The following is a 13,448-nucleotide window of genomic DNA, read 5'->3' as shown; positions in this document are numbered from 1 at the left end:
TCCGTACGCTCTGATCATGGCTCGCAACGTGGTGATCAGTGGTGGCGGTACGGGAATCGGGCTCGCGACGGCGCAGCTGTTCGCGGCGGACGGGGATCAGGTGCTGCTGCTCGGGCGGCGCGCCGAGGTGCTGGAGCAGGCCGGCGTGCCCGGGGCTCTCACCTACGCCGCTGACCTGAGCAAGCCGCGCGGTGTGCGGGGCGTGGAGCGCTTCGTGGCGGCGGAGCTCGGCACCGTGGACGTACTGATCCACAGCGCCGGAGGGGCCGGCCATCTGGAGCCCAAGGTGGACAGCGACGAGCCCCTCGACGTGGTCCTGCACAACTGGACCCTCAACTTCGGCCTCAACACCCTGACCGCGGCACTGCTCACCGAGGCCCTGAAGGACCGGCTCGCCGACCCCGGCGGGCGGGTGCTGTTCATCGGCTCCATCGCCGCCTTCCGGGGGTCCGGCAACGTGGCGTACGCGGCGTCCAAGGCGGCGCTGCACCCGTACGCCCATGACCTGGCCCGGCGGTTGGGGCCGCGCGGGATCACCGTGAACGTGGTCGCGCCCGGGTACGTCGAGGACACCGAGTTCTTCGGCGGCGCGATGGACGAGGAGCGGCGTGACCGGCTGGTCGCGGAGACCTCGACCGGGCGCGCGGCCACGCCCGGCGACGTCGCCGCCACCCTGCACTGGCTGGCGTCACACGCCGCCGGGCACATCACCTCGCAGATCATCCAGGTCAACGGCGGGGCCGAGCGCGGCCACTGAACCCCTCAGACACCGTCGGGACGCGCCGTCGGCTGGTGGTCGTGCTGGTAGGCGCGGCGGGCCGGGAGGCGGCCCGGGACGGGGAAGCCGGGTGGCAGTGCCGCGTCCGCCGCGTTGACGCGCGGCAGGGCGTACGGGTGCTCGTCGGCCAGCCAGCCGACCAGCTGCTCGCGCACCGTGACCCGCACCGTCCACAGGTCGTCGGCGTCCTTCGCCGTGACCAGGGCCCGCACCTCCATGGTGCTGGGCGTGGAGTCGGTGACGACCAGGCCGTAGTCGCGGCCGTCCCAGGCCGGGCACTCGCGCAGGATGTCGCGGAGCTTCTCGCGCATCTTCTCCATCGGCGCCGAGTGATCGACGTGGAGGAAGACGGTGCCGGTCATCTGGGCGCCGCCGCGCGACCAGTTCTCGAAGGCCTTCGACGTGAAGTACGACACAGGCATCGTGATCCGGCGCTCGTCCCAGGTCCGTACGGTCAGGAACGTCAGCGTGATCTCCTCGACCGTGCCCCACTCGCCGTCCACCACGACCGTGTCCCCGAGGCGCACCATGTCCCCGAAGGCGATCTGGAACCCGGCGAACATGTTGCTCAGCGTGGACTGGGCCGCGACACCTGCGACGATGCCGAGGATGCCGGCCGAGGCCAGCAGCGAGGCGCCGGCCGCGCGGAACGCCGGGAAGGTCAGCAGCATCGCCGCCACGGCGACCACACCGACGACCGCCGCCACCACCCGCATGATCAACGTCACCTGTGTGCGCACCCGCCGGACCCGGGCCGGATCTCGGTGGACACGGGCGTAACGGCTGTACGTCGTCTCGACGACCGCCGCCGCGATCCGGATCGCCAGCCAGGCGGCCGCTCCGATCAGCACCAGCGTCAGCACCCGGCCGACGGCGACCCGGTTCTCCTGGAGCAGCTCGGCCTCGTCGTACGACCCTCTGAGCAGGGCCGCGCACAGCACGAGCTGGTAGGGGACGCGGGCGCGGCGCAGCAGACCCCACAGGGGCGTCTCACTGTGCCGTTCGTCTGCCTTGCGCATGAGGCGGTCGGTCGCCCACCCGATGATCAGGGTGAGCAGGACCGAGCCGCCGATCACGATCAGCGGGCGGAGTATGTTCTCCATGCCTTCGAACGTAACCAGCCGAAGGGGGTCATGAACATGTGCGTCGGTGAGGCGGTGGTCACGGCGTTGTCGGACCCGGCTGGCACGATGGCCTCATGAACATCGTGCTCTTTCACTCGACCTATGGCCTCAGGCCCGCGGTGCGCGAGGCAGCGGACCGGCTGCGCGCCGCCGGACACGAGGTGTGGACGCCGGACCTCTTCGAGGGACGCACGTTCGAGACGGTCGAGGAGGGCATGGAGTTCAACGAGCGGATCGGCAAGGACGAGGTGCTGAAGCGGGCCGTGCTGGCCGCCGCGCCCTACTCGGATCGCGGGCTGGTCTACGCCGGGTTCTCGCTCGGCGCGTCCGTCGCGCAGACCCTCGCGCTGGGCGACGACAAGGCCCGTGGCCTGCTGCTCCTGCACGGCACGTCGGACATCGCGGCGAACGCCTCGGTGGACGATCTGCCGGTGCAGCTGCACGTCGCCGAGCCGGACCCGTTCGAGACGGACGACTGGCTGAGCGCCTGGTATCTCCAAATGGGCCGGGCGGGCGCCGACGTCGAGGTGTACAGATACGCGGGGGCCGGCCACCTCTACACCGACCCGGCCCTGCCGGACTACGACGAGGAGGCCGCCGAGGCCACCTGGCGGGTGGCACTCGGCTTCCTCGAGACCCTCTAGGGGCGGTTCGGCGAGGCCGTACGTCCGCGTCAGACGGGGTCGTACGTCCGCTCGACCTTCTGCGTGCCGCTGCGGGTGCGGTAGGAGCGGGCCCAGGACGAGGTCGCGCTCTGCTTCGTCTTGTCGGACAGGACGTAGTAGTCCATCTGCGCGCGCTCGGCCGTGATGTCCAGGACGCCGTAGCCGTGGCGGTCGGTGTCGATCCAGTGGACGTGGCGGTTGGCGGCTCGGATGATCGGGGAGGCGATCGCGGAGACCGTGCCCTCGGGGACCTTGACGATGTCGTCGAGGTTGTCGGAGGTGACCGACGTGACGACGAACTCCGTGGCGGCGGAGGCGGACAGCGGGTAGGTACCGGCGTCCACGGGCACGTCGTTGGCCCATGCCATGTGGATGTCGCCGGTCAGGAACACCGTGTTGCGGATCGCGTTCGAGCGCAGGTGGGCGAGGAGTTCCCGGCGGTCGTCCGTGTAGCCGTCCCACTGGTCGGTGTTGAGGGCGAGGCCCTCCTGCGGCAGGCCCAGCAGCTTGGCCAGCGGCTTCAGCAGGTCCGCGGTGAGGGAGCCGATCGCGAACGGCGAGATCATCACCGAATTGCCGACGAGACGCCAGGTGGTGTCGGAGGACTTCAGCCCCGCCTTCAGCCAGTCCAGTTGGGCCCGCCCGGTGAGCGTACGGTCCGGGTCGTCGACGTCGCCGTTGCCGACGGTGACCTGCTGCGAGCGGAAGGAGCGCAGGTCGAGCAGGGAGAGGTCGGCGAGCTTGCCGAAGCGCAGGCTGCGGTAGGTGGTGCCGGCGATCGCCGGGCGCACCGGCATCCACTCGAAGTAGGCCTGCTTGGCGGCGGCCTGGCGCGCGGCCCAGGTGCCCTCGGCGCCCTCGGTGTGGTTCTCGGCGCCGCCCGACCAGGTGTCGTTGGCGATCTCGTGGTCGTCCCAGATCGCGATGACGGGCGCCTTCGCGTGCAGGGCCTGGAGATCCGCGTCCGTCTTGTACTGGCCGTGCCGGATGCGGTAGTCGGCGAGCGTGAGGATCTCGTGGGCCGGCGCTGTCTGCCGTACGGACCTGCCGCGCGTGCCGTACTGGCCGGCGCCGTACTCGTAGATGTAGTCGCCGAGGTGCAGCCAGGCGTCCAGGTCGCCGCGGGCGGCGAGGTGACGGTACGAGGCGAAGTAACCGGCCTCCCAGTTGGCGCAGGAGACCACGCCGAAGCGCAGGCCCGCGACGGACGCGTTCGCCGCCGGCGCGGTGCGGGTACGCGCCACCGGGGAGTCCGTGCCGCCGACCGAGAAGCGGAACCAGTAGTCGGTGGCCGGCTCCAGGCCACGTATGTCCGCCTTGACGGTGTGGTCGGAGGCGGCCCTCGCGGTGGTCGAGCCTTTGGCGACGATGTTCATCAGCGCCTTGTCCCGGGCCACGACCCAGCTGACCTCGGTGTCCGCACCGAGCCCCGAGCCGGGGGTGGCCTCGGGGGCGGGTGTCACCCGGGTCCACAGCAGGACGCCGTCGGGCAGCGGGTCACCGGAGGCGACACCGTGCAGGAAGGCGGGGGCCGCGTCGGCGGCCTTCGCGGGCAGCGCGGCGGCGAGCGGGCCGGCCAGCACAGCCGTCGCCGCCGCGGCCTTGACGACCGTACGGCGGCGCGGGGTAAGGGAATTGAGCTGCTCGGATGATCTGTATCGACTGGTCACAGCCGATCAGGTTACTGATCGGTATGAACAAGAGCGGGCGAACTGGCAAAAGTTCGCCCGCTCTTTCGCTGTCAGACTCGAAAGTTGGGCCTGGGCTTCCTTACGGCTTACGCCTTGCCGTTCTTGGACGCGCAGTACTTCTTCTCGCCGCTCGCGCCGTTCCTGACGCAGATCTCGACAGTCACGGTGATGCCTTCGCCGATCGAAAGGTTCTTACGCCCGCAGGAGTTGCCGGAGCCATTGGCGTCCTCCAGCGGCACCGCGTGCGAAGCGCTCGAGTCGATCCAGATGATGCGGCCGCTCGCCCGCATGCCGTCTGATCGGTTGTCGCAGACGGTGAATATCTCGTCGTCGGCCGCGAAGCCGGCGGCGGCAGAGTTCCACGGGTCGGTCGTGTCGACGTACACGTCGGTGCCGGCGGAGGCCGGGCTGGTGGCGAGGAGGACGGCGGCAGCGCCCGCGATGAGGCTGCTGCTCAGGGTCCTGACTCGGTACTTCACGTTGATTCTCCCCGATTCAATTGATCTCTGGTCACAAGATCGTTTACGTGGCATGTTTATGCCAGCAATCGGGGGAGTGTCAACCGGGTTGTGTGCGCTTCCGGCCGCCTCTGTTCGCGGGAGTCGACCGGAAGCGATCGCTGGGCTAGCCCTTGAGGGCCGCCTCCACCGCCTTGTTGAACTCAGCCGTCGTCCACGGCTGGTTGGCGTCGGACTTTTCGAGGATCTTGCCGTCCATGACGAGGCTCGGGGTGCCCGTCACGCCGTCCTTGTTGGTGTCGAAGGTCTTCGACATCTGCAGGGCCCAGGCGTCGTAGGTGCCCTTCTTCACGGCGTTCTCGAACTTGGCGTTGTTCTTCAGGGCGGGGACGGTGTTCGCGACCTCGATCAGGTAGTCGTCGTCCTTGAACTTGTCGTCCGACTCCAGCGGGTGGAACTTCTCCGAGTAGAGCGCGGTCTTGTATGCCAGGAAGGCTTCAGGGCTCACGTTCAGCGCGGCGCCCATTGCGCTCATCGCGTTCTTCGAGCCTTCGCCGTTGGGGCCGATCTCGTTCTTCTTCATCTGGTCGCCGTCGAGGAACGTGCCGCCGACGAACTGGAGCTTGTACTTGCCGTCCTCGACGTCCTTGTCGACGGTCGAGCCGACGCTCTGCTCGAACGAGGCGCAGACCGGGCAGCGCGGGTCCTCGTAGAGCTTGAGGGTCTTCTTGGCACTGTCCTTGCCGATGACGACGGTCGTGCCGTTTGTGCCGCTGGTGTTGGCCGGTGCGACAACCTTGGCGTCCGTCAGCGACTCCCAGTGGCTGGGCTTGTTGGCCTGGACCATCGCGTAACCGATGCCGCCCGCCGCCGCCAGCACGCCGACGACCGACGAGACGACGATGATCTGCCGCCTGACCTTCGCCCGCTTGGCCTCCCGCTCGCGCTCGATACGCAGCCGCTCTCGGGCCGCCGTCTTCGCCGCCTGGCTGTTCCGCTTGCTCATGTTGGTGTTCTCCATGGGGACGCGCACATAGGTGTGTGCGAGATACGTAAGGGGTGGAAGGTGATGCTCAGGTGCCGTTCACGCGCAGGTGAAGGCGGGTGAGCGGGGTGGTCCACGCCGTCCCAGGGAGTGCACGAAGAGGCGGTTGCGGGCGGCGGCCGCCCGGCGGATGGGGCGCGGCAGGCGGCGGCCCGACCGGGGCAGCCGTACGGCCACGGCCGCCACCGCCAGCAGCAGCGGGCGGAACGTGGTCGCCGTGACCGCCCGCACCAGCTGGGCCAGTGCCCGCTCGCCGCGGCGCAGCCAGGCGGCGGCGAGGAGGCCGACGCCGACGTGTGCGCCGAGCAGCAGCCAGGCGGTGGCCGGGTCGGCGTGGGCGAGGAGGCCGCCGAGCTTGTCCGGGTCGGCGCCGGTGACCTGGGCCAGCGGGGTGCCGACCCGGGTGCCGTCGCCGCACAGGACGTCCCAGCCGACCGAGGCCAGGGGCCCGGCGACCGGTCCGCCCGCCTTGCCGTAACAGACGTGCTGGCCGGTGGTGAGGATCGTGTCGGCGGCCAGCTCCAGCGGGATCAGCAGGGCGGCGATCCGCCCGAAAGTCCGCTCGCGGCCGGCCAGGGCGTACGCCAGGACGAACACGGCGGCGGCAAGCAGGGCCACCGTGTTCAACGGCAGGGGTGCCCGCGAGAGCAGCACGTGCGACGCGGTGCTGAGCGTCACGACGAGTGACGTGAACAGCGCCGCGCGTACGGCTCGCAGCTGGGTCCCGGATATGTCCATAGCGGTGGAGAGTGTGTCACGTGGGCCTGTAAGAGACCCCTAAAGGGTGCCTGTGAAGAGACGGTGAGGGCCAGGGAGCGGCCTTTCCGTCACAGACCCGGAATCCGGCCGTTGCGGAACAGGTCCACGAAGGTCTGGTGGTCGGCACGCGCGCGTGCGCCGTAGGAGTGCGCGAAGTCGACCAGGAGCTCGGCGAAGCCCTCCTCGTCGGCCGCGATCGCCGCGTCGATGGCGCGCTCGGTGGAGAACGGCACCAGGGACTCGCCGGAGGTGTCGTCCGCCGCCGCGTGCATCGTGGCCGTGGCCCGCCCGAGATCGGCGACCACCGCCGCGATCTCCTCCGGCTCGTCGATGTCGCCCCAGTCCAGGTCCACGGCGTACGGCGAGACCTCGGCGACCAGCTGGCCCGCGCCGTCCAGCTCGGTCCAGCCCAGCCACGGGTCGGCGTTCGCCTGCAGGGCGCGCTGGGAGATCACCGTGCGGTGACCCTCGTGCTGGAAGTAGTCGTGCAGTGCCTGGTCCGTGATGTGCCGGGAGACGGCCGGGGTCTGGGCCTGCTTGATGTAGATCACCACGTCGTTCTCGAGGGCGTCGGTGTGGCCCTCCAGAAGGATGTTGTACGACGGCAGCCCGGCCGATCCGATGCCGATGCCGCGGCGGCCGACCACGTCCTTCACCCGGTACGAGTCCGGGCGGGCCAGCGACGCGTCCGGCAGGGTCTCCAGGTAGCCGTCGAAGGCGGCCAGCACCTTGTAGCGGGTGGCCGCGTCCAGCTCGATGGAGCCGCCGCCCGGCGCGAAGCGGCGCTCGAAGTCGCGGATCTCGGTCATGGAGTCCAGCAGTCCGAAGCGGGTCAGGGAGCGGGCGTCCCGCAGCGCGTCCAGGAGCGGGCCCTGCGCGGTGTCCAGCGTGAACGGCGGCACCTCGTCGCTCTTGGCGCCGGTCGCCAGGGCGTGCACGCGCTCGCGGTAGGCGGCCGCGTAGATCCGCACCAGCTCGGTGATCTGCTCGTCGCCGAGCGCCTTGGCGTACCCGATCAGGGCGACGGAGGCGGCGAAGCGCTTGAGGTCCCAGGTGAACGGGCCGACGTAGGCCTCGTCGAAGTCGTTGACGTTGAAGATCAGGCGGCCGTTGGCGTCCATGTACGTGCCGAAGTTCTCCGCGTGCAGATCGCCGTGGATCCACACGCGCGAGGTGCGCTCGTCGAGATACGGTCCGCCGCGCTTCTCGGGCTCCAGGTCGTGGTAGAAGAGGCACGCCGTGCCGCGGTAGAACGCGAAGGCCGAGGCCGCCATCTTCCGGAACTTCACGCGGAACGCGGCCGGGTCGGCGGCCAGGAGCTCGCCGAAGGCGGTGTCGAAGACGGCGAGGATCTCGTCGCCGCGCTGCTCGCCGTTGAGCTTGGGGACCGACATCGCTGGGTGCCTCCTGGTGCATGAACGTGTACGACAGCGTTTCTGTCGTCTTCAACGGTCGGGGGCGGACGAAAGTGCCCGTCGTCCTTCGCTGTGAAGGTACGCGGGGCAGCCCTCGGAGTGTCAGTGCCGAGGCATAGACTTCGACGCTGTCCCCCGAACTGTCCGCCAGCCCGTTGCCGAGCGTTTTCCCTGGAGGCCACGCCGTGTCAAAGCCGCCGTTCACGCACCTGCACGTCCACACCCAGTACTCGCTGCTGGACGGTGCCGCGCGGCTGAAGGACATGTTCGACGCGTGCAACGAGATGGGCATGACGCACATCGCCATGTCCGACCACGGCAATCTCCATGGGGCGTACGACTTCTTCCACACCGCGAAGAAGGCCGGAATCACCCCGATCATCGGGATCGAGGCGTATGTCGCCCCCGAGTCCCGGCGCAACAAGCGCAAGATCCAGTGGGGCCAGCCGCACCAGAAGCGGGACGACGTCTCCGGTTCCGGTGGTTACACCCACAAGACGATGTGGGCCGTCAACAAGACGGGCCTGCACAACCTCTTCCGGCTGTCCTCGGACGCGTACGCCGAGGGCTGGCTCCAGAAGTGGCCCCGGATGGACAAGGAGACGATCTCCCAGTGGTCCGAGGGGATCGTCGCCTCCACCGGCTGCCCCTCCGGCGAGCTCCAGACCCGGCTGCGCCTCGGCCAGTACGACGAGGCTCTGAAGGCCGCCGCCGACTACCAGGACATCTTCGGCAAGGACCGCTACTTCCTGGAGCTGATGGACCACGGCATCGAGATCGAGCACCGGGTCCGCGACGGCCTGCTGGAGATCGGCAAGAAGCTCGGCATCCCCCCGCTGGTCACCAACGACTCGCACTACACGTACGCGCACGAGGCGACCGCCCATGACGCCCTGCTGTGCATCCAGACCGGTAAGAACCTCTCCGACCCGGACCGCTTCAAGTTCGACGGCACCGGCTACTACCTGAAGTCCACGGACGAGATGTACGCCGTCGACTCCTCGGACGCCTGGCAGGAGGGGTGCGCCAACACGCTGCTGGTCGCCGAGATGGTCGACACCGACGGCATGTTCGAGGCGAAGAACCTCATGCCGAAGTTCGACATCCCCGACGGCTACACCGAGGTCACCTGGTTCCAGGAGGAGGTCCGCCGCGGTATGGAGCGCCGGTTCTCCGGCGCCGTCCCCGAGGACCGCCAGAAGCAGGCCGAGTACGAGATGGACGTCATCATCCAGATGGGGTTCCCGGGCTACTTCCTCGTGGTCGCCGACTTCATCATGTGGGCCAAGAAGAACGGCATCGCGGTCGGCCCCGGCCGAGGCTCCGCGGCCGGCTCGATCGTCGCCTACGCCATGGGCATCACGGACCTCGACCCGATCCCGCACGGCCTGATCTTCGAGCGGTTCCTCAACCCCGAGCGCGTCTCCATGCCCGATGTCGACATCGACTTCGACGAGCGCAGGCGCGTCGAGGTGATCAGGTACGTGACGGAGAAGTACGGCGCCGACAAGGTCGCCATGATCGGCACCTACGGCAAGATCAAGGCGAAGAACGCCATCAAGGACTCCGCGCGCGTGCTGGGCTACCCGTACGCGATGGGCGACCGCCTCACCAAGGCGATGCCCGCCGACGTCCTCGGCAAGGGCATCGACCTCGACGGCATCACCAACCCCACGCACCCTCGCTACGGCGAGGCGGGCGAGATCCGCGGGATGTACGAGAACGAGCCGGACGTCAAGAAGGTCATCGACACCGCGAAGGGCGTCGAGGGCCTGGTGCGGCAGATGGGCGTGCACGCCGCCGGCGTGATCATGTCCAGCGAGCCCATCGTCGACCACGCCCCGATCTGGGTGCGGCACACCGACGGCGTGACCATCACGCAGTGGGACTACCCGCAGTGCGAGTCGCTCGGCCTGCTGAAGATGGACTTCCTCGGCCTGCGCAACCTGACGATCATGGACGACGCCGTCAAGATGGTGAAGTCCAACAAGGGCATCGACCTCGACCTGCTGTCCCTGCCGCTCGACGACCCGAAGACCTTCGAACTCCTCCAGCGCGGCGACACCCTGGGCGTCTTCCAGTTCGACGGCGGTCCGATGCGTTCGCTGCTGCGGCTGATGAAGCCCGACAACTTCGAAGACATCTCCGCCGTGTCGGCGCTGTACCGTCCGGGCCCGATGGGCATGGACTCGCACACCAACTACGCCCTGCGCAAGAACAAGCTCCAGGAGATCACTCCGATCCACAAGGAGTTGGAGGAGCCCCTCGAAGAGGTCCTGGCCGTCACCTACGGCCTGATCGTCTACCAGGAGCAGGTGCAGAAGGCCGCCCAGATCATCGCCGGGTACTCGCTCGGCGAGGCCGACATCCTCCGCCGCGTGATGGGCAAGAAGAAGCCCGACGAACTGGCGAAGAACTTCGTCCTCTTCCAGAAGGGCGCCCGCGACAAGGGCTACAGCGACGAGGCCATCCAGGCCCTGTGGGACGTGCTGGTGCCCTTCGCCGGCTACGCGTTCAACAAGGCGCACTCCGCCGCGTACGGCCTGGTCTCGTACTGGACCGCCTACCTGAAGGCCAACCACCCCGCCGAGTACATGGCCGGACTGCTCACCTCGGTCAAGGACGACAAGGACAAGTCGGCCGTCTACCTCAACGAGTGCCGGCGCATGGGCATCAAGGTGCTCCCGCCGAACGTCAACGAGTCGGTGCACAACTTCGCCGCGCAGGGCGACGACGTGATCCTCTTCGGCCTCGAAGCCGTGCGCAACGTCGGCACGAACGTGGTGGAGTCGATCATCAGGAGCCGCAAGGCCAAGGGCAAGTACGGCTCCTTCCCCGACTACCTCGACAAGGTCGAGGCGGTGGCGTGCAACAAGCGGACCACGGAATCGCTGATCAAGGCGGGCGCGTTCGACAGCCTGGGGCACACCCGCAAGGGCCTCACCGCGCACTTCGAGCCGATGATCGACAACGTGGTCGCGGTCAAGCGCAAGGAGGCCGAGGGCCAGTTCGACCTCTTCGGCGGCATGGGCGAGGAGGAGAGCGACGAGCCCGGCTTCGGACTCGACGTCGTCTTCACCGAGGACGAGTGGGAGAAGACCTATCTGCTCGCCCAGGAGCGGGAGATGCTCGGTCTGTACGTCTCCGACCACCCCCTGTTCGGCCTGGAGCACGTGCTGTCCGACAAGGCCGACGCGGGCATCGCCCAGCTGACCGGCGGCGAACACGCGGACGGTGCCGTCGTGACCATCGGCGGCATCATCTCGGGCCTCCAGCGCAAGATGACCAAGCAGGGCAACGCGTGGGCGATCGCCACCGTCGAGGACCTCGCCGGTTCCATCGAGTGCATGTTCTTCCCGGCGACGTACCAGCTGGTGTCGACCCAACTCGTCGAGGACGCCGTCGTGTTCGTCAAGGGCCGCCTCGACAAGCGCGAGGATGTGCCGCGGCTGGTCGCGATGGAACTCCAGGTCCCCGACCTGTCGAACGCGGGCACCAACGCGCCCGTGATCCTCACCATCCCGGCCACCAGGGTCACCCCGCCGATGGTCAACCGCCTCGGCGAGATCCTCAGCCATCACAAGGGCGACAGCGAGGTCCGTATCAAGCTCCAGGGCCCGACCAAGACGACGGTGCTGCGGCTGGACCGGCACCGTGTGAAGCCCGACCCGGCACTCTTCGGTGACCTGAAGGTGCTGCTCGGCCCGTCCTGCCTGGCGGGCTGAACGGCCGGACGCCGAAGGGCCGGCGCTGAATGCGCGAGAGGGGCGCACCTCACACGGGGTGCGCCCCTCTCGATGTGCCTGGGTCTCAACGACCCGATATGCAGATGTCAGTTGTGACCGAAGCGCTTCTGCCGGCCTTTGCGGGCCATGTCGCCGGGAGTCACCGGCGTGGCGCGCTGCTCGGTCTGCGTCTCCATCGCGGACTGCTGAGCCTGCTGCTGACCACGCTCGGACTGCGGCTGCTTCCGGTCCTGCTTCTTGTTCTTGGCCATGGTGATGCCTCCTGTGGGGGATCTAGGGGCCAGGGCCGGGACCAGATTCACATAGGCTGACTAAGAACGCATTTCGGATAATTACCGTGCGTAACAGCGGTTGTCGGGGCGTGAGGCATGGCGCACCGAGGAGTCCATGCCCCGAAACGCCACGCCGAAGATCGAGTTCGCCCCGTTAACCCCCGCGTGGTCGGGCAGACTCGAAGGAAGCCCAAAGCAAACCTCCCGGGAAGAGGGTGAGTCGCGTGGACCGCTGCATCGTCCTGGTGGACGCCGGGTATCTGCTGGGGGCCGCCGCCAGCCTGCTCGCCGGGGAACCGTCCCGGTCCCGGATCGCCGTCGATCACGCCGCCCTCATCCAGGGGCTGCGCGAACGCGCCGAGTCCGACACCCAGCAGCCCCTGCTGCGCATCTACTGGTTCGACGGCGCCCCCGACCGCGTCCCGCAGCCCGAGCACCGCAGGCTGCGGGTGATGCCCCGGGTCACCGTCCGGCTCGGTGCCCTGACCCGAAGCGACGGCCGCTGGGCACAGAAGGGCGTGGACGCCGCGATGCACGCCGAGCTGACCGAACTGGCCCGCAACCGCGCCTGCTCGGACGTCGTGCTGGTGACCGGTGACGGGGATCTGCTGCCGGGCATGATGGCCGCCAAGGAGCACGGGGTCGCCGTACATCTGTGGGCCGTGCAGGCCGCCGACGGCGACTACAACCAGTCCGAGGACCTGGTCGCCGAGGCGGACGAACGGCGCGTGCTCGACCGCACGTGGATCACCAAGGCCGTACGCGCCAAGGAGCTCACCGGGGTGTGCGCGCCGCCGCCCGTGCCCCGCCCCGAGATCGCCGCGATCCTGTCCGCGCCGCTGCCGGACTCGGCGCTCGGCGCGGCGACCCAGCGTCCCACCGAGGAGGCCGAGCACGCGCAGGCCGCCGCCTCGGAGAACGGGACGCAGGAGCGGGTGCCCGCGCCCAAGGGCGTGCCCACGCCGAAGGACCTCGCCGCCCTGCGCGCGCCCGGTGTGCCGCCCGCACCGACCCCGGCGAGCGCGACCCTGCGGTGGTCCTCCGACAAGGGCTGGGTCGACCGGCCCGGCGTCGCGGCCGAACCGCCCGACGCCGCCTCCATGCCGACGCTCGCGCAGCTGACCACGGCGGAGCAGCGGTGGGCCGACCGGGAGGAGGACATCACGACCGTCGGCGGCGACCCCTACGAGGTGGGGCAGGTCTTCGCCCGGCGGTGGATGGAGCGGCTCGGAGAGCAGAACAATCTGCAGAAGCTGTCCGGGATGTATCCGCGGATCCCGCACCGGATCGACGGGGAGCTGCTCAGGTACGCCGCCCGGTTCGGGCTGCTCGCCCACAAGGACGACCAGATCGACGAGCACGACCGGTACGCGATCCGTGCCGGGTTCTGGCGGGAGGTCGACGTACGCACGGCCGCGGAGCATGCGCCTGCCGGGGAGTGACCCCGGCGAATTCCGGGTTACGGCGGATTTCCTACGGCAAGCAGGCGATTTGT

At 69.0% G+C, this 13,448-nt stretch carries 11 protein-coding genes; 4 read left to right on the top strand and 7 right to left on the bottom strand.

The features are described 5' to 3' along the window. Positions 1 to 16 precede the first annotated feature (16 nt). Entirely contained in the window at positions 17 to 757 is a 741-nt protein-coding gene (locus tag ACWGDB_RS18080; protein WP_451169346.1) for an SDR family NAD(P)-dependent oxidoreductase, read from the top strand. 5 nt (positions 758 to 762) lie between these two features. On the opposite strand, the gene ACWGDB_RS18075 is transcribed toward ACWGDB_RS18080, so the two are convergent. Continuing rightward, positions 763 to 1,881, bottom strand: a complete 1,119-nt coding sequence (locus ACWGDB_RS18075; protein WP_453823330.1) for a mechanosensitive ion channel family protein — start codon at positions 1,879 to 1,881, stop codon at positions 763 to 765. Positions 1,882 to 1,976: 95 nt separating this feature from the next. Here ACWGDB_RS18075 and ACWGDB_RS18070 point away from each other — a divergent pair, with 95 nt between their 5' ends. Next, positions 1,977 to 2,546 (top strand): dienelactone hydrolase family protein, encoded by a 570-nt coding sequence (locus ACWGDB_RS18070; RefSeq protein WP_453823329.1) that lies wholly within the window; start codon positions 1,977 to 1,979, stop codon positions 2,544 to 2,546. Between the two features lie 29 nt (positions 2,547 to 2,575). On the opposite strand, the gene ACWGDB_RS18065 is transcribed toward ACWGDB_RS18070, so the two are convergent. From ACWGDB_RS18065 to ACWGDB_RS18045, 5 genes are all read right to left on the bottom strand, one after another. Continuing rightward, on the bottom strand, positions 2,576 to 4,237 hold the full coding sequence (locus ACWGDB_RS18065) for an alkaline phosphatase D family protein (protein WP_453823328.1): 1,662 nt from the start codon (positions 4,235 to 4,237) through the stop codon (positions 2,576 to 2,578). Between the two features lie 107 nt (positions 4,238 to 4,344). Further along, positions 4,345 to 4,737, bottom strand: a complete 393-nt coding sequence (locus tag ACWGDB_RS18060; protein WP_453823327.1) for a hypothetical protein — start codon at positions 4,735 to 4,737, stop codon at positions 4,345 to 4,347. 145 nt (positions 4,738 to 4,882) lie between these two features. Continuing rightward, positions 4,883 to 5,722 carry a thioredoxin domain-containing protein gene (locus ACWGDB_RS18055; protein WP_453823326.1) on the bottom strand — a complete coding sequence of 280 codons (840 nt, stop codon included), beginning with the start codon at positions 5,720 to 5,722 and terminating at the stop codon, positions 4,883 to 4,885. 78 nt (positions 5,723 to 5,800) lie between these two features. Continuing rightward, positions 5,801 to 6,499, bottom strand: a complete 699-nt coding sequence (locus tag ACWGDB_RS18050; protein WP_453823325.1) for a hypothetical protein — start codon at positions 6,497 to 6,499, stop codon at positions 5,801 to 5,803. Positions 6,500 to 6,588: 89 nt separating this feature from the next. Then, entirely contained in the window at positions 6,589 to 7,914 is a 1,326-nt protein-coding gene (locus tag ACWGDB_RS18045) for a DUF2252 domain-containing protein (RefSeq protein ID WP_383596669.1), read from the bottom strand. Positions 7,915 to 8,120: 206 nt separating this feature from the next. Between ACWGDB_RS18045 and dnaE the strand changes: the two genes are divergently transcribed. Continuing rightward, positions 8,121 to 11,660 (top strand): DNA polymerase III subunit alpha, encoded by a 3,540-nt coding sequence (gene dnaE, locus ACWGDB_RS18040; protein ID WP_453823324.1) that lies wholly within the window; start codon positions 8,121 to 8,123, stop codon positions 11,658 to 11,660. A 107-nt stretch (positions 11,661 to 11,767) separates the two neighbouring features. Here dnaE and ACWGDB_RS18035 read toward each other — a convergent pair whose 3' ends face one another. Then, positions 11,768 to 11,932 carry a hypothetical protein gene (locus ACWGDB_RS18035; RefSeq protein ID WP_453823323.1) on the bottom strand — a complete coding sequence of 55 codons (165 nt, stop codon included), beginning with the start codon at positions 11,930 to 11,932 and terminating at the stop codon, positions 11,768 to 11,770. Between the two features lie 245 nt (positions 11,933 to 12,177). On the opposite strand from ACWGDB_RS18035, the gene ACWGDB_RS18030 reads away from it, so the two are divergent. Further along, positions 12,178 to 13,395 (top strand): NYN domain-containing protein, encoded by a 1,218-nt coding sequence (locus ACWGDB_RS18030; protein ID WP_453823322.1) that lies wholly within the window; start codon positions 12,178 to 12,180, stop codon positions 13,393 to 13,395. The last annotated feature ends 53 nt before the right edge of the window (positions 13,396 to 13,448 follow it).

This window comes from Streptomyces sp. NPDC055013 (assembly GCF_053608645.1).
Note: the sequence above shows the minus strand (reverse complement) of the source record. Positions and strands in the feature narration are given on the sequence as shown.